The sequence below is a fragment of the Halogeometricum limi genome (genome assembly GCF_900115785.1).
GTDB lineage: Archaea > Halobacteriota > Halobacteria > Halobacteriales > Haloferacaceae > Halogeometricum > Halogeometricum limi.
The window spans coordinates 173320-198142 of sequence record NZ_FOYS01000003.1; the positions used below are offsets into that span (position 1 = coordinate 173320).

Consider the following 24823-nt stretch of genomic DNA (forward strand, 5'->3'; position numbering starts at 1 on the left):
GTTCATTCACTCCCGTCGAAGGAGACGCGGGGGTCGACGTAGGCGTACGAGAGGTCCGTCAGGATGACACCGATGACGAACACGAGACCGAACACCAACGTCGTACCCATCACGAGCTGGAAATCTTGGTTCTGGATGGCGGTAATGATGAGCCTCCCCATCCCGTTGATGGAGAAGACCGTCTCCGTGAGGACTGCGCCGCCCAACGCGCCGGTCAGTTGGAGACCGACGAGCGTGATGAGGGGCAGTTGCGCGTTCCGGAAGGCGTGCTTGCGGACGATCTTCGTCTCGCTGACGCCGTAGGCGCGGGCGAGTTTCACGTACTCCTCACCGAGCACTTCGAGCATCGACGAGCGTTCGATGCGGGTGAACGCCGCCATCTGCAACGTGCCGAGGGTGATGGTCGGCAAGATGAGATGGTGTATCGACTTCGCGATGACGCCCAACTGGTTCGCGGCCCCGTCCACGTTCGCGGGCGACTCCCACGGGAGGATGAGGTTCGTCGCCGGGAAGATGTCGAGCCAGAACGAGAAGACGATGATGAGCATCAGACCGATCCAGAAGGAGGGCGTGCTCACGCCGAACAGCGCCACGACTCGCGAGATGTGGTCCGTCGGCTTGTTCCGGCGCTTCGCGGAGATGATGCCGAGCGGAACGGCGGTCAAGAGGGCGAAGGTGAAACTGGAGAGCAGCAGGTAGAGCGTCACCGGCAGGCGCTCTGCGATCTTCTGCGTGACGGGCACTCCGTAGTACAGACTCGTGCCGAGGTCCAGTCGGACCACGTCGAACAGGTAGTTGAAGTACCGAACGTGGAGGGGCTGGTCGAGTCCGAACTTTGCGCGGATGGCTTCGGCTTGTTGTGCGCTCGGCGACGGACCGAGCATGATCTGTACGGGGTCGCCCGGGATCGCATCAGTGAGGAGGAACGTGATCGTAATCACGCCCACGATCACCGGAATCGACTGCAAGAGCCGACTGATGGTATAGCGAAGGCGTCCCATTTGTCACACCACACACCGTGTCGCGGTCATGTATGTCTCTAAGCGTGGATTAGCGGTTGGTTTGTACATAAATATGGCGTCTCCGCCTCCGTGCGGGCAGTTTACTTGTTGCCGACGGAGACGTTGTTGTAATCGCTAGTGATCGAGAAGCTGCTCACCGGGTGCGAGCGGAAGTCCTCGACGTAGTCCTTCACACCGAAGCTGTTCTTCAGGTTGTAGGCGGGCAGGTGGACGCGGTCCTCGAGGAGCGTCGTCGTCGCCTCCTCGTAGAGCGCTTTGCGCTCTTCACGCTCGGGCGTGCGGCGCGCTTCGATGAACTTCTCGCTCACCTGTTTGCCGGCCTCGCTGTTGTTCCCGTAGAACGTCCCGTTCGTCACGCCGAGGGTGTTCTCGTCGCGACCGAAGAGGTAGTACGTGAACGCGTCGGGGTCGGGCGTACCGGACCATCCGAGCGTGTAGATGTTGTACTCGCTCTCGTCACCGGAGACGTACTTGTCGAGGAACGCACCCCAGTCGAGACGCTGGACGGTGGCGTCCCAACCGGCTTCCTTGATCCCGTTAGAGATCGTGATACCGATCTGTTCACGCTTGTCGTCCGGGGGCACGATGACCTTGAACGTGTAGTCGTCCGGCACACCGGCCTCCTCGAGCAGCGCCTTCGTCTGGTCGACGTCCTTGCCGTGCGGAATCTGCTTCCACTCGTCGAGCGGGAAGCCCCAGCTCTCGGCGATGGAGAGCGGGTACGGGCTGTACTGACGGACACCCGTCGGCTCGACGTAGGAGCTGACGGCCTGGTCCATGTCGAAGGCGTAGTCGATGGCCTCGCGGACCTTCGGGTCCGTCGTGGGACCCTCGTTGCAGTTGAACGCGGCGTAGAAGTAGCCGATGCCGGGTACTTCCTCGATGCTCGCGTCCTGGATGCTGCGGACGGTCGGGTACTGCTTTGGCGGAATCTCCTCGATGATGTCGTTCTCGCCGTTCTTGAGGGTCGTGACGCGCGTCGTCGCCTCTTCGACGGGGACGAACTCTATCTCGTCGAGGTTCGGCTTGGGGTCGCCCCAGTAGTCGGGGTTGGCGGCGAGGCGCGCGAAGTTGCCTTCCTGCCACTCCTCGAACGTGAACGGACCGGAGCCGACGAGGGAGTTACCGGTGTTGAACGCTTCCTTGTCCTCCTCGCGGACGGACTTGGGAACGACGTACCACGTGAGCGTCGTCTTGAACGGCGCGTACGGATACTTGAGGTTGAACTGAACGGTTCGCTCGTCGACGGCCTCGACGGTGTCGATCATGTTCAGTTCGGAGGCGTTCTCGGTGTTCTCCGCGACCGGCGCCTCGTACGAGTACTTCACGTCTTCCGCGGTGACGGGGTCACCGTTGGAGAACGTCGCGCCCTCCTTGATGGTGACCGTAAAGCGCTTCCCGTCGTTCTCGACGGTCGGGCTTCCCTCTGCGAGGAGGGGGACGATGCCCGTGTTCTCGTCGTACGTGTAGAGCCCTTCGACCACTCGGTCGACGACCTGCGACGACGGAACGTCGTTCAGGACGAGGGGGTCGAACTCGAGGGGGCTCTTGACGAGCGCGATGCGGAGTTTGCCACCGGAGCTCTGACCGCCCTCGGTACTCTCGCTCTCGGTGCTGTCGCCACCGGAGCTGTCGCCACCGGAGCTCGTACCGGTGCCTTCTGTCTCGTCACCGGAGCCGCCAGCACATCCGGCGAGACCTGCGATACCTGCGCCACCGATTCCTTGGAGGACACGGCGACGGTTCAGTTGACTGTGAAATGTCTTGTTTTCGTCTGGCATGGGTTAGTGCACCTTGTGTTGAGGGATACCGTGAATCAGCCACTGGTCGAATAAATACCTGACGAATGGTCTTTGATATCGGCAATTCTTGATTTTGGACGCGTGAGAGTCCGAATATCAGCTTATTTCAACAATTAGAATGTTGAAAACATGCATGTAAAAACACTTACTGGTACAGCCCTGTTTTAATACGAACAGACCTTCTTACGGCCTCAAATAGTCCGTGTGTCTCTTCTACCGCTGAAACAGTAAACGAACGTCCGGTCCTATACCGTATGATAGTTCGTTACCTTAATGTCTGGTAAGTGCTACCATATATGAATGTTGTGACTGACGCAAGTGAACAGAGCCATAGTGAGGGGGCCGGAACGCACTCGCATGCGACAGTTCGTCATCATCGGTCACGACGCTCCGACGACACCCGATTTCTCGCTCGACGATCTGGCGGGGGGCGCCGGACGTCTGGACGTCCTCTGTCGGTGCGTCAACTCCGCGTTCTTCCTCTCGCACGCGATACGCGAGGACGTCCGCGTCCACCTCGTCCTCGGCGACGAGTTCACCGTCCGCTTCGAGGGGAGCGAACTCCGTCGGCTCAATCCCGACGAACGAAGCACGGCGGCGCTGATTCGGGGCGCACTGGAGGTTCGAGAGGAGGCCATCGGTCACATGCCCGCGGAGGGGAGTCCCGGGGTGAGCATCCGTCGGATGGACTTCGAGGCGACGCTCGACGCCGCCGCCGCGGACGCGACCGTCGTCGAACTCCACGAGGAGGGTGACGCCGTCGTGGACGTCGAACCCCCGGAGAATCCGCTGTTCGTTCTCTCGGACCACCACGACTTCACGGACGACGAGGCAAGCGTCCTCGCCGATGCGGCGGACGAACGCGTCCGCCTCGGACCCGAGGTGTTGCACGCGGACCACTCCATCACCGTCGCGCACAACTACCTCGACACGGACGGGTTCACGACCTACTGAGAGCACGCGTGCGACACGCCGAATCACAACTGTTAAACACAGCGCAAGACTCAGTTCGTATGCGGGCCGGTGGGGTAGCTTGGTATCCTTCGGCCTTCGGGTGGCCGTAACCGCAGTTCGAATCTGCGCCGGCCCATTTTCACCCCACTCTCTGTTTTTGTGAGCGGTTGTGCTGTAACCGCAGTTCGAATCTGCGCCGCCGCCGTGAACGGAGTGAACGGCGGGTCGTGACGAGCGAAGCGAAGTCACGGTGGCCCATTTTCACCCCACTCTCTGTTTTTGTGAGCGGTTGTGCTGTAACCGCAGTTCGAATCTGCGCCGCCGCCGTGAACGGCGTGAACGGCGTGAACGGCGGGTCGTGACGTACTGCGTTCCACGACGGTCGCTAAACACAGTCATTGTTCATATTTTGAGTTAAATCCGAAGTAGAAATTCACGTTTCAGGACCCAGGACGAATTTGGGTGGAAGTTCGGCAAATACTCATTTAACCGACAGGCGGAGTTGTGAGTGCGCTTCGGCGCGTGATTTCAGATGACTGAAGACCACCAGACGGAAGACGAAACGAACGGCACACCGTTCGACGCGGCAGTACAGTCGGTTCAAGACGCAGTGAGTTCCCGGCGCGGATTCTTGGCGGGTTCGGCGGCGGCGGGCCTCGGCGCACTCACCTTCGGAACGTCGGGCGTGGCGGCCCAGCAGTCCAACGGGAACGGCGACCCGAAGGGCAACAGCGACGGAAAGGCGAACGAAAACGCCGTCTCGGACGTGGACGTGCTGAACTACGCGCTCACGCTCGAACACCTCGAAGACGCGTTCTACCAGCACAACCTGAAATCGCTTGGCGGCTACTACAGCCTGGAAACTATCGTCACTGCCGACATGCTCGACCACCTGCCGTACGTGGCACGGGAGCCCATCTACGGACACCTCACCGACATCGGCGAGCACGAGGCGGCCCACGTCGACACCATCGTGTCCGTCATCGAGCAACTCGGCGGGACGCCCGTCGAGAAGGCCGAGTACGAGTTCGGCACGATGAAGGCGAACAACCCGTCGGCGTTCTACAAGACGGCGATGGCGCTCGAGAACACGGGTGTACAGGCCTACCTCGGCGCACTGTCGCTCATCGACGACCCCGACCTCCAGACGGCGGCCGGGACCATCGCGACGGTCGAGGCGCGACACGCGTCCTACCTCAACCATCTCAACGGCGCGGACCCGTTCCCGAACGCCTTCGACGAACCGAAGAGCATGGACGAAGTCCTCGAAATCGCGAGCCAGTTCATCGTCTAGAGCGACGGCCGCTCGAACATCTCACCACGTCACCCCTTCTTTTTCGACAGCGAAGACACCCCCAGCGCCGTTGCTCGGGTCGCAGGTCACAGCCGTTATGCCCGCCGCACCCCTCCCCCGACACAGATGACCGACGGGATAGACTTCGACGTCACCGACGCCGCCGCCGTCGCCGAGAAACGCGACGAGGTGGTCGCGGCCGTCGAGTCGCACGCGGGCCGAATCGCACGGGAACTCGCCATCCTCCAGGGCGGCGACTACGGACGCCGAGCGCTCGACACCGACCGCGGCACGTGGACGGTCAAGTACGAGGGCGGAGCGCTCCAGTTCCTCCTGTTCGAGGGGTCGGGCGGCGAGGAGACGTACGTCGTCTCCACGAAGCGACCGCCGGACCCGGAGGACCTCGCGAGTGCGATGCGGGACTACGAGGCGTTCGTCGCCGCCTACAACGCGCACGTGGAGTCGCTCTCGGGCGTCCTCGACGACGTCTCCATCGACTTCCCCGAACCCCGCGACACGAGCGACGTCGTCGCCGAACGCGACCGCGTCCTCGACCGCATCCGCGAGGTCTGTAACGAGATTGCCGTCCAACTGTACCGCTACGACGGCACCGACTACGGCACGTTCGCGACCACCGTCTCGGGGACGCGGTGGGAACTGAAGCGAGAGCGTGACCGAGCGTCGTATCTCCGCGCCGGCGGCGAGGGGGGAACGTACCTCCTCTCGCAGTACGAACCGCCCGCGGCCCCCGACGTGCGCCGTCTCGTCGGCGAGTTCGGCGGGTTCGTCGACGCCTACAACGACTCGGTCGAGGAGTTGGAGTCCGACCTCGGCGGCGTCTCCTTCTCGTAGGGTCAGACGACCAGATACGCGAGGAGATACGCGCCCGCCGCCACCGTCAGCGTCGCCAACCCCGTCACGACGCCGCGGAGCACCCGTTCGCGTCGAGCGTCGAACGCCGGTTCGGCCCCGTCGCGCCACCCGTACGCGGTGACGCCGACGCCGACGGCGAGGGGGACGGCGGTGAACCCGAGGACGTGCGCGTCCACCATCGTCGGCCGCGGGAGGACGAAGACGGCCGGCGCGTAGCCGACGCCGAGGACGGCCCGACCGGCGAACGCGTCGCCGAGACGTCGACCGCTCAGTCGGAGGTAGGTCAGGAGACCGGCCCACACCGTCGCTACCTCGACGAACAGGACGGCGAGGAGGTTCACCGTCCCGTCGTCGGCGAACACCACGCGGTCGGTCAGCGGCGACGGCGCGAACGGGGAGAGAAGCGGCGGCGGCGACGCCATGAACACGTCGCCGAACGGGTGCGAGAGGAAGCCGACGCCGGCGGCGAGAGTGAGAACACCGACCGAGGCGTCGACGCGCCGGGCGAGAACCGCGGCGGCGACGCAGACGGTGAGGAGGTACGTCGCGGCGACGACCGACGCCGACTCGCCGACGACGCGGCCCATCTCGGTGACGACGGCGGCACTCGCGGCGAGAGCGAGAACGGCGAAGACGGCCGTCGCGGCGTCGGTGGCGACGGTCGGTTCGCGACTGCGGTCCCGACGTCGCACGACACCGACGACGGCCGCGACACAGAGCGTCGCCGCGACGCCGACCGGGAGGGTGTGCGTGACGACGCGGTGGACGCCGTTCGTCACGCCCCAGAACGCGTCCCACGAGAGCGCCGTCCCCTCGGAGACGGCGAGGACGTAGGTCGCGACCCCGTACGCCACGTCGAGGTCGGGCAACAGCGCGCAGACGGCGGCGACGCCCCCGGCGACGAGGGCGGTTCGCGCGTCGCGGCCGAGCAGTCGGGTCAGCGACCCGGCGAGGGCGAACGCGAGGAACTCGTGGCCGACGAACATCTATCGCGCCTCGACCCCGAGTGCCGTCGGGTCGGCGGCGTCGGACGGTCGGTACGCGAACGGGCGAACGGACATTTCGGATATCGTGACAGAACGCGGAGAGAGACATAATCTTTCTGTCGTCGTCCGCGCTCGCTCGACTCGCGGGGATGTCGCGGCCGCGGCACCTACGTCGCTTCGGCGTGTGTTCCACCCATGGACGTGACAGAGATAGACCACGTGAACCTCAAGATTCCAGACGACGGCGTCGAGACGGCAATCGAGTTCTATCGCGACCGACTGGGGTTCGAGATAGAGAACCTCGACCTGTACGAGACGGGCGACAAGCCGTTCTTCTCGGTCCGTCTCGCGCCGGGTGCGGTGTTCCACGTCCAACCCGACGCCGACTTCGAGGCGTCCGAGAAGCGCAACTTCGACCACGTCGCCCTCCGCGTCGACACCGACTACGAGGGTCTGCTGGCCGGGTTGGCCGACGCAGACGTCGAAATCGACCGCGAACTCGAACCGCTCGGCGCGACGGGCGTCGCCCCCGCCGTCTACGTCACCGACCCGTTCGGCTACCGTCTCGAACTGAAAGCCGAGACGGCCTGAGGGCGAACGTCCGGCGAGGGAACGACCGAAGCCGACCGAGGACCGAACGCTTTTCGTCGCCGTGGGTTCACTCACAGACAACCCATGACCGGACTACGCCCTGAGACGCCGCGACAGACGGGGACGGCCCTCGTCGTCCTCGGCGTTCTCCTCCTCGTCTCTTCGCTCGTCGTCAGCGCGGCGCTCGCACCGAACGTCGGCGCGACGGACGACACCGCCGACGGCGCACGACAGACACTCGTCGGGTCGCAAGGCGGCGGCCCCGGCCTCCACGAGAAAGGCTCCGTCTACCTCCTCGAAGGAAAAGAGACGCAGTGGCGGGCCGGAGAGACTGACAGCTACTTCGACGTGACGATGCTCGACAACGGGAGCGTCCTCGCGGGGTTCATGGACTCCGGATACGAGGAGTGCGGCCCGTACGAGTCGCCGTGTACCCACACCGGCTTTCGCGTCCTCGAACCGACCGACGACGGGGTCGAAATCGTCTCCGAGCACTCCTTCCCCGTTCGGACCCGCGTGAACAGCGAAGTTCACGACGTGGAACTGCTGGACTCGGGCGAGTTCCTCGTCACCGACATGGAGTACGAGCGCATCTACACCGTGAAGAACGGCGAGATAACGTGGCAGTGGAACGCGAGTTCGATGTACGAGGCGCCCGACGACCCGACGAAGACCGACTGGCTCCACATCAACGACGTGGACGTCATCTCGGAGGGTAGATACCTCGTCTCGGTGCGGAACGCCCACCAACTCGTCGTCGTCGAACGCGGCGAGGGCGTCGTCGAAGTGATAAACAAAGACGAGAACGGCGACGGGAGAGGTGACCCCGAACTGCTCCGACAACAGCACAACCCGCAGTGGCTCGGAGACGGGGCGGTGCTCGTCGCCGACAGCCACAACGACCGCATCGTCGAACTCCACCGCAACGAGTCGACGGGCGAGTGGGAGGCCGCGTGGGCCCTGTACGAGGCCGAGGGCGTCCAGTTCAGTTGGCCGCGCGACGCCGACCGGTTGGACAACGGCAACACCCTGATAACGGACTCGCTGAACCAACGCGTCGTCGAGGTGAACGAGTCCGGCGAGACGGTGTGGAGTTACAAGACGCCGCTCGTCCCCTACGAGGCGGAACGACTCCCCGAGGGTGAGCGGACGGGAGCCACCTCCTACGCCTTCGACGACGACGCCGCGGTGAACGAGGACCGGAACGTCCCCGTGCTCTCGCTCATCCTCGTCGGCCTCCAGACCGGACTGCAGGTTCCGTTCTGGTTCACCGAACTCCACGTCGCCATCTCGCTCGTCTCGCTCGGGATGGTGCTCGCAGGGGTCGTCCTCGTCGTCCGGGACCGATAGCGTCCCGCGTTCCACGCGGCTTTTTCTCGCGTCCGCCCCGAGCCCAGTTATGGCAGACGACGCCGACTCGACGGACGAACTCGCGTGGGAGACGACCGACTCGCGACTCGACTACTCCTGTCCGGGGTTCGACGTCCGGATGGACGACGTGGTCCTCCCGGACGGGACGGAGACGGACTTTCACTACGTGGACGAACCGCCAGCCGTCGTGATTCTCCCGTTCACTCCCGACGGCGACGTCGTCCTCGTCGAGGAGTGGCGACAGGCCGTCGGCCGGGTGAACCGAGGGCTTCCCGCGGGGTCGCTCGAACCCGACGACGACGACAGATCGGCCGCCGCCCGGCGCGAACTCGGAGAGGAGACGGGGTACGAGGCCGGGGAGATGGCGTATCTGGGGACGGTCGAACCCGCGAACGGCCTGTTGAACAGCGTTCACCACCACTTCGTCGCGCACAACTGCGAACCGACGGCCGAACAGGAACTCGACTTCAACGAGAGCATCCGCGTCGCCGTCGAGTCGTACGACGACGTCCTCGCGGCGGCACTCGACGGGACGTTACGCGACGGACGGGCCGTCCTCGGCCTTCTTCGCTACGAACTCGCCGAACGCTGGCGTTGAGACCGGTACGAACCGTTTTCAGGATGCGACCCCAACGGCGACTGTGACTTCCGAATCTGGTTCGGGAGCGATTGGCGGCAGTGCCGGGTCGACCGCCGACGCCGGCAGCGTCGCGCGCGCTCTCGCCGTCGCCGTCCTCCTCGCCGCACTCGGTATCGTCGCCGGAATCGCCCTCGTCGCCGCCGCGGGAATCGGTCTCAGACTCACGGGCGTCGACATCACGCCGCTTCTGAGCATCGTGCTCTCGCTGGTGCTCGCGACCGGTCTCGGCTTCGGCGGCGTCGCACTCCTCTATCTCAGATACCGCGACTTCGGCCTCTCGTACGTCGGCGTCCGCGTCCCCTCGGTTCGCGAGTTTCTCTACGCCGCCGTCGGCTACGTCGCCGCGTTGACGCTCGGACTCTCGGCGACCATCGTCGTCTCGCAGACGGGCGTCGAAGCCGGGACGAACAACGCCGCGCAGGTGGGGATGGAGAACCCCGAGATACTCCTCCTCCTCATCCCCGCGTCGTTGCTCCTCATCGGTCCCGGCGAAGAACTGCTCTACCGCGGCGTGGTGCAGAACCGCCTGCGCGAACGCCTGCCCGCCACCGTCGCGATTCCGCTGGCGAGTCTCATCTTCGCCGCCATCCACTACTTCTCGCTGTCCGGAGCGCCCTCCGCTAGACTGGTCAGCATCTCGCTTCTCGTCCTCCCGACGCTGGTCTTCGGCGTCGTCTACGAACTCTCGGACAACATCGTCGTCCCCGCACTGACCCACGGGGCGTACAACGCGACGCTGTTCTCGCTTCTGTACGTCGCGCTCCAGTTCTCCGGGATGCAACCGCCGAGCGGACTGCTGTTCTTCTGAGCGAGCGCGTTCCTCGGCCGCCGTTCACCTCGCACCGACCGAACGCAACCCTTAGCAACGCCCCGCAGAAACTCCGACCATGCGCGACCACTTCGAGATTCGCGACGGTGACGTCGCCGGACGAATCGGCGAACTCACCGTCCCTCGCGCGGGCGTGACGGTGGAGACGCCGGCGTTGTTGCCGGTGGTCAACCCCAACATCATCACCGTCGCACCCGACCGCCTCGAATCGGAGTTCGGGGCCCAGATTCTCATCACCAACTCGTACATCATCCACAAGAACGAGGACCTCCACGAGGAGGCGTTGGAGAAGGGCCTCCACGAGATGCTCGGCTTCGACGGCGCCATCATGACCGACTCGGGGTCCTTCCAACTCGCCGAGTACGGCGAGATAGAGGTGACCACCGAGGAGATACTGCAGTTCCAGTACGACATCGGGACGGACATCGGCACGCCCGTCGACATCCCGACGCCGCCGGACGTCTCCCGCGAACAGGCCGAGGAGGAACTCGCGGTCACCGAACGGGCGCTTCGCGACGCCGAGAACGTCGAGACGGGGGAGATGCTCGTCAACGCGCCCGTGCAGGGGTCGACCTATCCGGACCTCAGAGAGCGGGCGGGCCGAACCGCCTACGAGACGGACCTGGATGTGTTCCCCGTCGGTGCCGTCGTCCCCCTGATGAACGCCTACCGCTACGACGACATGGTGGACGCCGTCGCGGGAGCGAAGCGCGGACTCGGCCGCGACGCCCCGGTTCACCTGTTCGGCGCGGGTCACCCGATGATGTTCGCCCTGGCCGTCGCGATGGGCTGTGACCTGTTCGACTCCGCCGCGTACGCCCTCTACGCCCGCGACGACCGCTACCTCACGGTCCGCGGCACCGAACACCTCGACGAACTGGAGTACTTCCCGTGTTCGTGCGCCGTCTGTTCGGCGTACTCGCCCGCGGAGATTCGACAGGAGAACGCCCGCGAACGCGAACGCTTGCTGGCCGAACACAACCTCCACGTCTCCTTCGCGGAACTTCGTCGCGTGAAACAGGCGATTCGCTCGGGTAACCTCCTCGAACTGGTCGAAGAGCGCGCTCGGTCGCACCCGACGATGCTCGACGGCTACCGCGCGATGCTCGACCACGCCGACCAACTCGAACGCGAGGACCCCGTCTCGAAGGGGTCGTTCTTCTACGTCTCGAACGAGAGCGCGTCGCGGCCGGAGGTCCAGAGACACCACGACCGACTCTCGCGACTGGACGCCGAGGGGACGGTACTCCTCACGCAGGGCGGGACGCCGAAGAGCGACCGGTTCGACGCCACGTGGCGGGTCGTTCCCCCGTTCGGGCCGTTCCCGCGAGCGCTCTCGGAGACGTACCCGCTCACGGCCGAGGTGCCGGACCGAACCGACGACGACGCCTACGCGATGGCCGCCGAGGGCGTCGCCCGACTGGTCGCGGCGAACCCCGACACCGAGTTCGTCCTCGCGCACGACGGGTGGCCGGAGACGGCCCTCGCGCGCGTCCCCGACTCGGTGACGCTCGAACCCCTCCACGGACTGTCGCCGGATGAAGCGCCGGACGAACGAGTCGACAGCGAGGCTGACGACGCCGACGACGGCCACGGCGACGTCTGAACTCTCTCTTCGGTAGAGTCTCACCTCCTGCGACACGTTCGATGGGCTTAGGTGCCGGGCGCGAGTTGAGTGGTACGATGGAGGCCGTGTTGTGGTACGTGCTCACGGGGACGCGTGGCGGAGCGAACCGTGCGCGTATCTTGCGAGCGGTGGACTCGCGGCCCCGCAACGCGAACCAACTCGCCGAGCAACTCGACCTGGACTACAAGACGGTCAGACACCACCTCGACGTACTGATGGACAACGACGTCGTCCAGACGAGCGGCGACGATTACGGTGCCGTGTATCTCCCGTCACAACGGGCGCGCGCACACTGGGAAACGATCGAAGAGATACTGGACGGGATGCAATAATCATGGTTGAATTTGGGAAAGTGTATATAAGCGACTGTGGGCTAGAGCAGAGTAATGAGTCTCTGGGTTGACGTTGCACGCGTCGCGAGCGCTGCAAACGTCGTGCTACTCCTCGCTCTCGCGTCCGTCTGGGGGCGGAACTACCTCCAGTTCCGCTCGAAGCACCCGCTGGGTCTGCTCATCTTCGCGGTGTTCCTCCTCGCGCAGAACGCACTGGCGCTGTACATGTATCTGGTCGACCCGACGCTCTCCGGGTGGTTCAGCACCGCCGTCCCCGTCATCGTCTGGCGACTGATGATGCTGCTCCACGTCTTCGAGACGGTCGGACTGCTGTTCCTCGCGTGGATTACGTTCGACTGACCTCTCGTTCGGTCCGGTCTTTTTCGGCGCTGTTTCGTCTCTCCTCTCGTCCGTTCCTCTCGTTCGTCACGTTCGGCCGGTCTCGTCCACGATACCGACTACCGATACCGGCGTAAACGACCGCCAATCGTCAGACGTCGGTGGAATCAGGGGTGAATTTGGGTGAGAGTTCGGAAAATCCTCTTTTAAGTATCTTCCTACCTCCTCGATATGCAACGCGCACTAACCGTATTCATCACGTTGGTCGTGGTCGTCGGGATGGTCCCGGCGGGCGTGGCCGCGTCGTCCGCGACGCAACAGTCGTCGGACGCCTCAGTATCGTTCGCCGCACAAGCATCCGGTGGCAGCACCGTCGTCGTCGAGAACGTCACGCTCCCCGAGGGTGGCTTCGTCACCATCCACGACGCGAGCGTCGCCGACGGGAACGTCCTCGGCAGCGTCGTCGGTTCCTCGCAGTACCTCGAAGCCGGCACGCACGAGAGCGTGACCGTCACGCTCGACGAACCCCTGAGCGAGTCGGGCGCGTTCGTCGCGATGCCGCACTTCGACACCGACGGTGACCGCGTCTACGACTTCGTCGCGGACAACGGCGAGACCGACGGCCCGTACACGGCCGACGGCTCTGCGGTCGTCTCGCAGGCGAACGTCACCGTCTCCGCGACGGTGTCGATGTCCGACCAGCCCACCGACGGCGCGTCCGTCGTCGTGGACCGCGTCGAACTCGCAGAGGGCGGCTTCGTGACGGTTCACGACGCGTCCGTCACCGAGGGTGCCGTCTTCGAGAGCATCCGCGGCACCTCGGACTACCTCGAAGCAGGCGTCCACGAGAACGTCCGCATCACGCTCGACGCGCCCGTCGAGGAAGACACCACGCTCGTCCCGATGGCGCACAGAGACACCGACGACGACATGGAGTACACCTTCCCCGAGAGTGAAGGCGAGACCGACGGCCCGTACACGGCCGACGGTAGCGCCGTCGTCGACACCGCCGCCGTGACGCTGTCCGACACGGCGAACGTCACCTACAACGCACAGGCGACCGGCGGTCAGTCCGTCGTCGTCGAGAGCGCGTTCCTGCCCGAGGGCGGGTTCGTGACGATTCACGACGCGACGGTCACCGAGGGTGCCGTCTTCGAGAGCATCCGCGGCACCTCCGCGTACCTCGCACCCGGCCTGCACAAGAACGTCCGCGTCAGTCTCGACGCGCCCCTGAACAACTCCACGACGCTCGTCCCCATGGCGCACATGGACACCGACGACGACATGGAGTACACCTTCCCCGAGAGTGAAGGCGAGACCGACGGCCCGTACACGGCCGACGGTAGCGCCGTCGTCGCGCAGGCCGAGACCACCGTCTCCGCCAGCGTCCACATGATGCAGCAGTCCTCCGACGGCCACAGCGTCGTCGTGGACCGCGTCGAACTCTCCGAAGGCGGTTTCGTCACCGTTCACGACTCCTCGCTGTTCGCGGGTGAAGTCGAAGGCAGCATCCTCGGAACCTCGGAGTACCTCGAAGCGGGCGTCCACGAGAACGTCACCGTGACGTTCGAGGAACCTATCCGCGCCTCGCAGACGCTCGTCCCGATGGCGCACATGGACACCGACGGTGACGAGGAGTACACCTTCCCCGAAGCCGACGGACCGTACACCTACGACGGTAACGCCGTCGTCGACACCGCACAGGTGTCCGTGAACGCCGTCGTCACCGTCGCCGACCAGACGACCGACGGCCAGACGGTCACCGTCGAGTCCGTGACGCTCGCAGACGGCGGGTTCGTGACGATTCACGACGCGACGGTCACCGAGGGCGCCGTCTTCGAGAGCGTCCGCGGCACCTCCGAATACCTCGCTCCCGGCACGCACGAGAACGTCACCGTCGAACTCGACGCGCCGTTAGAGGAGACGACCACCATCGTCCCGATGGCGCACAAGGACACGAACGGCAACGAAGCGTACGACTTCGTCACCAGCGAGGGCGCGAGTGACGGCCCCTACGTCGCCGCCGGCGGCGCAGTCGTCGCCACCGCCGAAGCCACCGTCGAGTCCGAAGAGATGACCGAGACGGAGATGGAGACGGAAATGGAGACGGAGATGGCCACCGACACGGAGATGAGCACGGAGACGAGTGAGGAGACGGACGGGTCCGGCACCAGCACGCCCGGATTCGGCGTCGCAGTCGCACTCGTCGCACTCGTCGCCGCGGCACTCCTCGCCGTCCGCCGCGACTAACGCCGCTCACACCCCGACCCACCTCATGTTCTTTCGACCGCTACGCCGCGAGTGGCGACACTCGCGCAAGTGCGACACTACGACGCCGGCTGGCGACACCGCGACGCGCTCGCTCATTCGGGGTTCGCCGCGTCGCTCTCCGCGCCGACGTCGCGCATCCGTTCGGAGTAATCCCACGAGTGCAGGCGCGTCGGCGTGATTCGAATCCGGACCTCCTCGCGGTCGTCCGAGAGCAGGAACCCGCCCAGTTCGTTGTCGGTGCCGCCGAGGTACCGTTCGAGGAGCGTCCGCAGGAGCGCCTTCTCGTCGTCCGGTTCGATGGTCGCCGTCCCCCGCCCGCGGACGCCCCGGTAGGGCGGGTCGTTCGTCGACACCTCGAACGCGACGTCGTCGTTCGCGCGGAGGAAGCGGACCACGTCCGCGTTCGCACCCGTCGCACAGCACAGTTCCGGGCGCTCTCCGTCGGCGTCGCCGTCGACCCACACGTACCACAGCGACAGCATCCACAGGTCGTCCTTCGGCGTTCGACACGCGAGACGGACGGGCACCGTCGACTCGCGGAGGAACTCGTTCGCGTCGGCGGCCGACCACGGGCCGGTGCGTTTCATACCGCTCCTTCGGCCCGTACGCGCAAAGTACCGGGGGTCCGCGACGCGGGCGACGCCGGACGCCCCTGTCACCGAAACACGTCGAACCCGTCGCCCGTCGAGACGAGGACGCGCCCGCCGGCGACGATGGGCGCGCGGTACGGGAACGACGAGAGCGCGGTCCGGTCGACGACCGACCCGTCGCCGGCGTCGAGACGGAGGAGTTCGTGGTCGTCGCCGTCGACGGTCAGCGTGAGGTAGACGCGTCCGTCGCAGACCGTTGGGTTCGACAGCGACCCCTCACCGGCGTCCGCCGCGGCGACGGTCCACCGGTCCGCTCCGCTCTCGGCGTCGACGGCGTGCAGCACGTCCGGTCGGGCGTCGTAGAAGCGTTCGACGGTGAACAGGACTCCGTCGGCGTACGCCCCCGGTTCGAAGACGTGAGCGTACCGACCCGAGGCGTCGAGTCGACGCTCCCAGTCGACTTCGCCCGACGCGAAGTCGTAGGCTCGCAGGAGTCCCTCGTACGTCGCGACGAACGCTCTTCCGTCCGCGAGAAGCGGCCATCCGTACGGATTCGGATTCGCCCGGTCGTCGGGCGTCTGCTCGAACGTGTCGCGCCAGCGTCGTTCGCCGTCCGTCGTGTCGAACGCGGCGAGGCCGCGGAGCGTCTGGAGGACGACGGTACTCGCCCTGCGGTCGACGGCCGGCGGTCCGAGGAAACTCCCGTCGGTACTACGTCGCCACGCCGCCCGCCCGCCGCCGAGGCCGTGCGCTCCGAGGACGGCCGTCCGTCCCTGCGACCCGCCGACGTACGCGCGACTTCCGGCGACGACCGGGAGGCCGACCAACCCGCTGTCTCCGGGCTCGTCGCGCCGCCAGAGTAACGACCCGTCTGCGGCCGCCCGCGCGTCGAGAACCGTTCCCTCGACGGCGTCGTGGAGGTGGAGAACCCGGTCACCGACGGCGACGACTGCTCCGCTCGCGTCGTCCATCCGGACGGCCCACCGTTCGTCTCCACCGGTTCGGTCGACCGCGCGGAGTGCCGACGGACCCGCGTCCCTCGATTCGGCGACGAAGACGGTTCCGTTCGCGACGACCGGTCGGGTTCGCTCGGGACCGTGCGGGGAACGCTCGAACGACCACGCGCGGTCGAGACCGTCACCGGTTTCTCGCGCGTCGGGAGCGCTCTCGGGCGGCGCGTGTCGGGTGTGCGCCGCGTCGCGTGCGGGGTGCGGCCAGTCCGTCGGAGCGACGTCCGCCGGGAGGTTCGAGTCGTCGCCGAACCGGTCATCGAACTCGTCGCGGAGGAGGAAGCCGCCGCTTCCGCCGACGCAGAGCAGACCGGCGGCGGCGAGTGCCTCGCGACGCGAGAGCGTATCGAGGGAGGGCATCGACCGACCGGTTCGGTCGCTGATACATAGCTCACACGGTACCGAGAGAAGGGAAGATAGTTCACCCTCCGTGGCCGACTCCGAGTATGACCGACTACTTCGAGGTTCACGGGCGCGACGGGGCCGCCCGACTCGCCGAACTCAGACTCACAGACCCCGTGACGACGCCGGCACTCGTGGACAGCGTGGTGGAAGACGCGGGGAGTCTCTGGGCCGCAGAACAGGAGGTTCCGGAGGGTTCGGACGACGTGCTGACCGTACTGCCGCACCGGTCGTTCCCCGCCGGTACCGACGAACGCGTACAGGAGTCGTTCAGCGTCGACTCGCCGGAACTCGACGCGCCCACCGCGTCGGTGGTCACCTCCGAGACGGCCGCCGAAACGGGCGCGGACGCCTACATCCTCTCGAACGCGCAGGGGTTCGTCGGCCACGCCGCCGCGTTCCGCGAGGCGATTATCGAGGCGAAAGACCGGCTTCCGGCCGACACCGCGCTCTATCTCTCGGGTGTCGCGACGCCGCGAAACGTCTCCACGCTCGTCTACGCCGGCGTCGACCTGTTCGACGCCAAACTCGCCCGCGTGCGAGGACGAGAGGGGATGTACCTCACGACGGAGAGCGAGTACTTCCTCGAAGATTTAGAGGAACTCCCCTGCACCTGCGCGGCGTGTCAGACGCCTCGCTCGGAGTTCACCCGCGCGGACTGCGCCGAACACAACGTGAACGCCCTCCGCGCGGAACTCGCCACCGTCCGCCGCCGCGTCCGCGACGGCCGACTCCGCGACTACATCGAGGGGCAAGCGCGCCACGACCAGTGGCTCACCGCCGCGTTCCGCGAGTTCGACCAGCAGTACGGCTATCTCGAAGAGCGGACGCCCCTCGTTCGGAACTCGGAACTCGCCGCCGCGTCCTCCGACACCATCCGCCGCGTCGAGATTCAGCGCTTCGCCGACCGGGTGACGAGTCGGTACCGAAACCGCTTCGACAACCCACTCGTCCTCGTGCCGTGTTCGGCGACGAAACCGTACAGCGAGTCGCAGAGCCACGGACAGTTCCACGACGCCGTCCAGTTCCGCGCGCATCTCGCCTCGATGACCTCGCCCATCGGCGTCGTCCCGTCCGAGTTGGAACTCACCTACCCCGCCCAGCACTACGACTCCGTCGTCACGGGCCGGTGGTCCGAAGACGAGAAGGGGTTCGTCGCCAGCGTCCTCCAGCGATACCTCGAACGCAACGACTACCCGCGCGTCGTCGCGCACGTCCCCGAACACGGCTACCGCGACATCTGCGAACGGGTCGAGAAGGAGGTGGACGTGCCGTTCGAGTACACCGTCGAGGACCACCCGACGACGACGGACTCCATCGCGAACCTGATGTCGACGCTGCAGGGCGAACTGAAGTACTCGAAGCGCGAGCGTCAGCACAACACCATCGCCGCGCTGGCGGACTACCAGTTCGGCGACGGTGCCGGCGACCAGTTGTTCGCCGACGTCGACGTGGAGATGACGAGTCGCTACCCCAAACTGCAGGTCTGGAACGGCGAGGGCGAGCAGTTGGCGACGATGGTGCCGCAGTACGGCGTCCTCTCCTTCACGCTCGAAGGCGCGAGAGTGTGGAGCGAGTCGGACGCGCCGACGAAGCGCGTCGAGATAGACAACTTCGCGCCGCACGGCAGCGTCCTCGCGCCGGGCGTCGTGGACGCGGACGACGACATCCGCACCGGCGACGAAGTCGTCGTGGAGGGACCGAAGGCGTTCGCCGTCGGCCGCGCGGAGATGTTCGGGTCCGAGATGGCCGAGAGTACGCGCGGCGTGGCCGTCGAAGTGCGACACGTCGAAGAGAAGTAGTCCGGGTTCACTCCGAGACGCGTTCGACCACGGTTCCGTCTTCTCCGACACAGACCACACCCGACGCCCCGGAATCGACTCCCCGAAGCGACGCCACCGGCGGGAGCGACGCACGCTCCCACCCGTTCGAGGAACGTTCGTACGCCGCGTTCTCGCCGACGGCGATGCAGTCGTCGCCGTCGCAGGAGAGCGCAACTAACCGCTCGTCGGCGACTCGCGTCGGCGTCCAGTTCGTCCCGTCGTACCGGTGGACCACGCCGGCGTCGTCGCAGACGAGACAGTCCCCGCCGTCGACGGCGACGTCCGTCGGCGCTCCGTCGCCGTCGAACGCCAGCGACTCGAACGTTCGATCCCCGTCGGCCGTTCGAAACACGCCGCCACCGCTGTCGCAGACGTAGCCGTTCGTCCCGTCGAGTTCGACGCTCGCGATGCTCGACCCACTGCCGGGCTTGGTGGGGTCTTCGAACCTGAGTTCGCCGTCCCGGTACTGTCCGCGCCGGACCCGGCCGGAACTATCGGTCAACAGCACCGTCTCGTCCGTGCCGTCGGCCGACGCCGCGACGTCAGAAATCGCGCTCGTGTCGCCGTCGGGTGCGGAGTGGTCGACGTGGGTTCCATCCGCGCCGATTCGACCGACAGCGCCGCCGTCGCCGACGACCCACGTCCCGCCGTCGGTGCTGTCGACGCCGCGGAGCGTGTTCGCGTCGGCACCGGGACCGTCGGAGAAGACGGCTGTCCACTCCGCTCCGTCGCGGGCGACGACGATGCCGCCCTCGCCGACGGCGTACGCCGCCGAGTCGCCGACTACGGCGTCCAGTAGCGTCCCGTCCGTGGGGACGTCTGCGACGGTCCACTCGGGTTCGGTAGGTTCCTCGTCGGCCGTCTCTTTCTCACTCGCCGTCTCGTCCGCCTCCTCTCCGCCTATCGACTCGTCCGTCTCTCCTGTCTTTCCTCCGGTCGCCTGTGCCGTCTCCGTCGACTTCGTCGTCTCCGTCGTCTCCGCTGTCTCCGCGGTTCCTCCCGACGAGCCTCTGACGTACTGGACGATGGGCGGCAGGACGTACGCGGCGATGGCGACGACGGCGAACAGTTTGTTCACGAACGTCAGCATCCCGAACGCCGTAAGCGCGGCCGTCGCCACCGCGTGGACCCACGTCTGACTGTACCTGCGATAGAACGCGGCGAAGCCGTCGTCCGAGGAACTCATCGTCTCTCGATTGCGGACCCGGACGGTTGAGTCTGTCCGCCGGCCGGTCGAACCGCCGGCACGTCGAACCGAGTCGTTTCGACCGCCGGGATGCGAACGTTCAGGGGGATGTGTTCACTCACCGGACGTATGAGCGACACGCAACGCCGAGGCGGTTCTCGGTGACAGAGGAGACGCGCGTCGGCGTCGACATCGGCGGGACGTTCACGGACTTCGTGACCGTCTCCGAGGGTCGACTCGGCGTGACGAAGGTGCCCTCCACGCCGGACGCACCCGAACGAGCGGTGCTCGACGGCCTCGAATCAGTCGACGCCGACGGCGTCGACCCGGCCGCCGTCGACTTCTTCGGCCACGGAACGACGGTGGCGACGAACGCCGTCCTCGAAGGCGAGTGGGCCGACACCGCACTGGTCACCACCGAGGGCTTCCGCGACGCCCTCGAAATCGGCCGTCAGAACCGTCCCGACATCTACGACTTCCAGGCGGAGAAGCCGACGCCGGTGGTCGAACGCGACAGACGCTACGAAGTCGGCGGACGAGTCGACGAACGCGGCGCGGAACTCGAACCCCTCGCCGAGAGCGACGTGCGCGAACTCGCCGCGGAACTGCGGGAGACGGGCGTCGAGAGCGTCGCCGTCTCGCTCCTTTTTCCCTTCGAGAACGACGACCACGAGCGTCGCGTCCGAGAGATTCTCCGCGAGGAGGGCGTCGACGTGCCCGTCTCGCTCTCGTCGGCGGTCCTCCCCGAGATTCGCGAGTACGAGCGCACGCTGACGACGGCGCTCAACGCCGGACTGAAACCCGTGATGGACCGCTACCTCGGGCGTCTGACCGACGAAGTCGCGGACGCGGGCGTCGACGCGCCGGTGAAGATTATGCAGTCGAACGGCGGCATCATCACCGCGGACGCCGCCCGAGAGCGACCGGTCAACACGCTCCTCTCCGGCCCCGCGGCGGGGGTACAGGGAGCGACGCACGTCGCCGGAGCCTGCGGGTTCGACGACGTGGTGACGATGGACATGGGCGGCACCTCGACGGACGTCTCGCTCGTGACCGACGGAGAACCGTTCGTCACCACCGACACGAACGTCGGCGACTACCCCGTCTCGGTTCCCACCGTCGACATCCACACCGTCGGCGCGGGCGGCGGGTCCATCGCGTGGCTGGACTCCGGCGGCGCACTCCGCGTCGGTCCGCGCTCTGCGGGCGCGACTCCCGGACCCATCTGCTACGGGCGCGGCGGCACCGACCCGACCATCACCGACGCGCACCTCCTCCTCGGCCGCATCGACCCCGGCGCGTTCCTCGCGGACGACCTCTCGGAGACCCGCGAGGCGGTCGAATCCGCGTTCGCCGACCTCGCGGCCGAACTGGACACGACTCCGGAGGGGGCGGCGCAGGGCGTCCTCGACGTCGCGAACGCCAACATGGAACGCGCGCTCCGCGTCGTCAGCGTCGAACGCGGGCACGACCCCCGCGAGTTCGCCCTCGTCGCCTTCGGCGGTGCGGGTCCGCTCCACGCGACGGAGCTCGCCGCCGCGTTGGACGTCCCGCGCGTCGTCGTCCCGCGGACGGCGGGCGTCCTCTCCGCGCTCGGACTGCTCATCAGCGACGTCATCTACGACTACAGCACCTCCCGCGTTCGGCGTCTCGCCGACGTGGACGCCCGCGACGTCCGCGACACCTTCTCCGAATTCGTCGCGCAGGGGCGAGAGCGACTCGCCGCCGAGGGGCGAACCGACGAGACGGTGCAGTTCGAGGCGTCGATGGACCTCCGCTACGCCGGGCAGTCGTTCGAACTCTCCGTCCCCGTCGACCCCGACGTCGACGCGTCCACGCTCGACGAGGCGAGAGACCGATTCGACGCGGCGCACGAACGCCGATACGGCCACGCCTCGCCCGAGGAACCGGTCGAACTCGTCACGCTTCGCCTCCGCGCCCGCGGCCTCGTCTCGCCGCCGGACCTCACCGTCGAGGCTCGCGAGGGAGCGGTTTCCGACGCGGTTCGAGAGACGCGCCGGGTCGTCCTCTCCGGCGACGCGTACGACGCGCCGATTTACGACCGCTCGCTGCTCCCTCTCGGCGGCGAGTTCGACGGCCCCGCCGTCGTCGAAGGCGCGGAGAGCACCGTCGTCGTCCACTCCGACCAACGGGTGCGGATAGACGACTCCGCCGCCCTCGTCGTGGAGGTGGGCGAATGACGGCGCGCGACGAGGCGGGCGCGGCCGGCGACGGGGCCGGCGACGCGGCCGACGTCGACCCCGTCACCCTCGAAGTCGTCCGCAACGCCTGCGCCGCCATCGCAGAGGAGATGAACGCCAACCTCGTCCGCACGGGCTACTCGCCGAACATCAAGGAACGGCGCGACTGCTCGACGGCGCTGTTCGACGCCGAGGGCGAGATGATAGCCCAGGCGGAGACGATGCCCGTCCACCTCGGCGCGATGCCGTTCTCCGTGCGGGCGGCCGTCGACCGGTTCCCGAGAGAGACGCTGTCGCCCGGCGACGCCGTCCTCCTGAACGACCCGTTCCGCGGCGGTGCCCACCTCCCCGACCTGACCCTCGTCTCGCCCGTCTTCGTCGACGGCGAGGTGGTCGCCTACGCCGCCAACCGCGCGCACCACGCCGACATCGGCGGGGCCCGCGCGGGCAGCGTCGCCGCCGACTCCACCGAAATATACCAGGAGGGACTACGCATCCCGCCGGTGAAGTACGCCAGCGGAGACGAGGTGAACGAGGACGTCCTCGCGATGATTCTCGCGAACGTGCGAACCCCGGAAGAGCGACGCGGCGACCTGCGCGCGCAGGAGGCCGCCAACGCCACCGGACGGCGGCGGTTCGCGGACCTCGCGGAGCGACACGGCGACGAGTTACCGACCATCCTCGACGCCGTGAAAGACTACTCCGAACGGCGGATGCGGGCGGAGATTTCTGACCTTCCCGACGGCACGTACGAGTTCTCGGACCTGTTGGACGACGACGGCCGCGGGAACGAGGACCTCCCCGTGGAAGTCGCGGTCACCGTCGACGGCGACGAGGTGGTCGTCGACTTCGAGGGAACCGCCGCGCAGACCGAGGGACCGATAAACGCCGTCTTCGCCGTCACGGCGTCTGCGACGTACTACGCGGTGCGTTGCGTCACCGACCCCGATATCCCGCCGAATCACGGCTGTTACCGCCCCGTCACCATCGAAGCACCGGAGGGAACCATCGTGAACCCGACGCTCCCGGCGGCCGTCGTCGGCGGCAACTTAGAGACCTCACAGCGAGTGACCGACGCCGTCCTCGGCGCGTTCGGTTCCGTCGTCCCCGAACGCGTCGTCGCCGGGTCGCAGGGGACGATGAACAACGTCACCTTCGGCGGCACCGACCCCCGCACCGAGAGCCCGTACGCGTTCTACGAGACGCAGGGCGGCGGGTTCGGCGGGCGTGCAGGCAAGGACGGGATGGACGCCGTTCACGTCCACATGTCGAACACCATGAACACGCCCGCAGAGGTGTTGGAGACGGCGTACCCCCTCCGCGTCGAACGCTACGAACTCCGCGAGAACTCCGGCGGCGCGGGGCAGTTCCGGGGCGGTCTGGGACTGCGCCGCGACATCCGCGTCCGCGACCACGAGGCGACGTTCAGCCTCCTCGCGGACCGCCGGACGCACGCGCCGTACGGCCTCGCCGGCGGCGAAGACGGCGAACCCGGCGACGCCGCCCTCGTCGACGACGACGGTGCCGACGTCGACCGACTCCCGGGGAAGACGACGCGCGAACTCCCCCCGGGGTCGGTGGTCAGTATCCGAACCCCCGGTGCCGGCGGCTACGGGCCCGCATCCGACCGCGACCCCGCCGCCCTCGCCCGTGACCTCAGACTCGGCGTCGTGACAGAATCGGACGCGAAATCGACTTACGGCGACCGGTTGCTCGACGCCGCCCGCGAGTATCTATCCGAGTAACGTCGCCGTATTATTTTCACGTTTCGTGAACTCGGGTTGGACAACCCTTGACAAACTGGTGGTATATCCTATCGGACTTGATGAATTGACAACATGGTATGCATTTAGTATTTAACCGCGTAGCTGATAGCAAGGTCAACGCCATGAAACTGGCAGTCCCCACCGATTTCGACATCCTGAACGCCCTCTCGAACGACAAGCGGAACACCGCGGTGAACCTCTCGCACGAGTTGGACAAGAACCGGTCGTACATCAACACGCGACTGCCAGTCCTCGCCGACTACGGACTCGTCGACAGAGTCGGACCCGCGAAGAACTCCGGACTGTACGAGATAACCGAGAAGGGCCACGTCACCCTCGCGAAACGCGAACAGTACCGCACGGAGGGCGTCGACTTCGACCGTCTGGTCGCGAACCAGTTGGAACGAGCGAACGCCAGCGACTGAGCGGCGTCGGTCGGTGACGCCGCCTCCCACGACTTTTTCACCCGCGGCGTCCACCGTTCGGGTATGACAGACGACAGCACCGACCGACGCGTCTCTCTCGGCGTCCCCCAGCAGATTCTCGACTCGCTTCCGGACGACGGCGCGAACGCCGCCGCGGACCTGAAGCGGGCGGTTCGAGGTATCGAGTCGAGTCTGAACGACGCCTTCGAACGCGCCGAGTCGGACGCCGAGGCGGCGAGTTACGCCGTCGACGCCATCGAACATCTCGAAGACCGGATGGAGACGTACGACGCGTTCGTCCCCGAACTCCGCGCGTGGGGGCAGTCGCCCATCTACGCCATCGCGTGGCGCAACCTGCAAGCCGACCTCATCGCGCAGATTCGCGAGTACGAGTGGCTGGACGCGCACGTCGACAGAGAGCGGAACTACCGCCTCGTCGAGGACGGCATCCGATTCGGCAAGCGCTGACCGTGGACGCGCATTTTTAGT

Annotated in this window: 22 protein-coding genes and 1 tRNA gene; 17 read left to right on the forward strand and 6 right to left on the reverse strand. The window is 66.5% G+C overall.

All coding sequences use genetic code 11. The features are described 5' to 3' along the window. Positions 1-2 precede the first annotated feature (2 nt). Together BM282_RS09610 and BM282_RS09615 are read right to left on the reverse strand one after the other, a co-directional pair. Positions 3-1001, reverse strand: a complete 999-nt coding sequence (locus tag BM282_RS09610) for an ABC transporter permease (protein WP_089879988.1) — start codon at positions 999-1001, stop codon at positions 3-5. Between the two features lie 101 nt (positions 1002-1102). Next, entirely contained in the window at positions 1103-2803 is a 1701-nt protein-coding gene (locus tag BM282_RS09615) for an ABC transporter substrate-binding protein (protein ID WP_089879991.1), read from the reverse strand. A 378-nt stretch (positions 2804-3181) separates the two neighbouring features. Between BM282_RS09615 and trmY the strand changes: the two genes are divergently transcribed. The 4 genes from trmY (at position 3182) to BM282_RS09635 (ending at position 5924) form a co-directional block, all read left to right on the forward strand. Continuing rightward, complete coding sequence (gene trmY / locus BM282_RS09620) at positions 3182-3778, forward strand: tRNA (pseudouridine(54)-N(1))-methyltransferase TrmY (protein WP_089879994.1); 597 nt, start codon at positions 3182-3184, stop codon at positions 3776-3778. A gap of 63 nt (positions 3779-3841) precedes the next feature. After that, a tRNA-Pro gene (locus tag BM282_RS09625) sits at positions 3842-3914 on the forward strand. 396 nt (positions 3915-4310) lie between these two features. Further along, complete coding sequence (locus BM282_RS09630; RefSeq protein WP_089879997.1) at positions 4311-5072, forward strand: ferritin-like domain-containing protein; 762 nt, start codon at positions 4311-4313, stop codon at positions 5070-5072. Positions 5073-5198: 126 nt separating this feature from the next. After that, positions 5199-5924, forward strand: coding sequence for a hypothetical protein (locus BM282_RS09635; protein ID WP_089879999.1), 726 nt, complete (start codon positions 5199-5201; stop codon positions 5922-5924). 2 nt (positions 5925-5926) lie between these two features. Here BM282_RS09635 and BM282_RS09640 read toward each other — a convergent pair whose 3' ends face one another. Continuing rightward, positions 5927-6931 carry a metal-dependent hydrolase gene (locus BM282_RS09640; RefSeq protein WP_089880001.1) on the reverse strand — a complete coding sequence of 335 codons (1005 nt, stop codon included), beginning with the start codon at positions 6929-6931 and terminating at the stop codon, positions 5927-5929. 195 nt (positions 6932-7126) lie between these two features. Between BM282_RS09640 and BM282_RS09645 the strand changes: the two genes are divergently transcribed. The 8 genes from BM282_RS09645 to BM282_RS09680 all read left to right on the forward strand — a co-directional run bounded on the left by BM282_RS09645 (position 7127) and on the right by BM282_RS09680 (position 14910). Beyond that, on the forward strand, positions 7127-7522 hold the full coding sequence (locus tag BM282_RS09645) for a VOC family protein (RefSeq protein WP_089880004.1): 396 nt from the start codon (positions 7127-7129) through the stop codon (positions 7520-7522). Positions 7523-7606: 84 nt separating this feature from the next. Next, positions 7607-8872 carry a hypothetical protein gene (locus tag BM282_RS09650; RefSeq protein ID WP_089880007.1) on the forward strand — a complete coding sequence of 422 codons (1266 nt, stop codon included), beginning with the start codon at positions 7607-7609 and terminating at the stop codon, positions 8870-8872. A gap of 49 nt (positions 8873-8921) precedes the next feature. Further along, positions 8922-9491: an NUDIX hydrolase gene (locus BM282_RS09655; protein WP_089880010.1), complete on the forward strand. Its 570-nt coding sequence runs from the start codon at positions 8922-8924 to the stop codon at positions 9489-9491. A 43-nt stretch (positions 9492-9534) separates the two neighbouring features. Then, on the forward strand, positions 9535-10341 hold the full coding sequence (locus BM282_RS09660) for a CPBP family intramembrane glutamic endopeptidase (RefSeq protein WP_175501474.1): 807 nt from the start codon (positions 9535-9537) through the stop codon (positions 10339-10341). Positions 10342-10420: 79 nt separating this feature from the next. Then, the gene (gene tgtA / locus BM282_RS09665; RefSeq protein ID WP_089880014.1) at positions 10421-11968 is read left to right on the forward strand and encodes a tRNA guanosine(15) transglycosylase TgtA; all 1548 of its coding nucleotides are present in this window, start codon (positions 10421-10423) and stop codon (positions 11966-11968) included. A 77-nt stretch (positions 11969-12045) separates the two neighbouring features. Then, positions 12046-12321, forward strand: coding sequence for an ArsR/SmtB family transcription factor (locus BM282_RS09670; protein ID WP_089880016.1), 276 nt, complete (start codon positions 12046-12048; stop codon positions 12319-12321). Between the two features lie 54 nt (positions 12322-12375). Next, positions 12376-12681 (forward strand): hypothetical protein, encoded by a 306-nt coding sequence (locus BM282_RS09675; RefSeq protein ID WP_089880019.1) that lies wholly within the window; start codon positions 12376-12378, stop codon positions 12679-12681. A 210-nt stretch (positions 12682-12891) separates the two neighbouring features. Then, positions 12892-14910 (forward strand): DUF7282 domain-containing protein, encoded by a 2019-nt coding sequence (locus BM282_RS09680; RefSeq protein WP_089880021.1) that lies wholly within the window; start codon positions 12892-12894, stop codon positions 14908-14910. Positions 14911-15023: 113 nt separating this feature from the next. On the opposite strand, the gene BM282_RS09685 is transcribed toward BM282_RS09680, so the two are convergent. After that, on the reverse strand, positions 15024-15518 hold the full coding sequence (locus BM282_RS09685) for a pyridoxamine 5'-phosphate oxidase family protein (protein WP_089880024.1): 495 nt from the start codon (positions 15516-15518) through the stop codon (positions 15024-15026). Positions 15519-15586: 68 nt separating this feature from the next. Then, entirely contained in the window at positions 15587-16891 is a 1305-nt protein-coding gene (locus BM282_RS09690) for an outer membrane protein assembly factor BamB family protein (RefSeq protein ID WP_089880027.1), read from the reverse strand. 86 nt (positions 16892-16977) lie between these two features. Here BM282_RS09690 and arcS point away from each other — a divergent pair, with 86 nt between their 5' ends. Continuing rightward, a complete protein-coding gene (gene arcS / locus BM282_RS09695) occupies positions 16978-18735 on the forward strand; it encodes an archaeosine synthase subunit alpha (protein WP_089880031.1) in 1758 nt (585 codons plus the stop codon). Between the two features lie 7 nt (positions 18736-18742). Here the strand turns inward: arcS and BM282_RS09700 are convergent, their stop codons facing one another. Beyond that, positions 18743-19942, reverse strand: a complete 1200-nt coding sequence (locus tag BM282_RS09700) for a hypothetical protein (RefSeq protein WP_089880034.1) — start codon at positions 19940-19942, stop codon at positions 18743-18745. A gap of 161 nt (positions 19943-20103) precedes the next feature. Here BM282_RS09700 and BM282_RS09705 point away from each other — a divergent pair, with 161 nt between their 5' ends. The 4 genes from BM282_RS09705 to BM282_RS09720 all read left to right on the forward strand — a co-directional run bounded on the left by BM282_RS09705 (position 20104) and on the right by BM282_RS09720 (position 24802). Further along, the gene (locus BM282_RS09705; protein WP_089880035.1) at positions 20104-22143 is read left to right on the forward strand and encodes a hydantoinase/oxoprolinase family protein; all 2040 of its coding nucleotides are present in this window, start codon (positions 20104-20106) and stop codon (positions 22141-22143) included. Beyond that, positions 22140-23888, forward strand: coding sequence for a hydantoinase B/oxoprolinase family protein (locus tag BM282_RS09710; RefSeq protein ID WP_089880039.1), 1749 nt, complete (start codon positions 22140-22142; stop codon positions 23886-23888). The genes BM282_RS09705 and BM282_RS09710 overlap by 4 nt, the downstream gene beginning before the upstream one ends. 143 nt (positions 23889-24031) lie before the next feature. Continuing rightward, positions 24032-24334: a winged helix-turn-helix domain-containing protein gene (locus tag BM282_RS09715; protein WP_089880042.1), complete on the forward strand. Its 303-nt coding sequence runs from the start codon at positions 24032-24034 to the stop codon at positions 24332-24334. A 63-nt stretch (positions 24335-24397) separates the two neighbouring features. Then, positions 24398-24802 carry a hypothetical protein gene (locus BM282_RS09720; RefSeq protein WP_089880045.1) on the forward strand — a complete coding sequence of 135 codons (405 nt, stop codon included), beginning with the start codon at positions 24398-24400 and terminating at the stop codon, positions 24800-24802. The last annotated feature ends 21 nt before the right edge of the window (positions 24803-24823 follow it).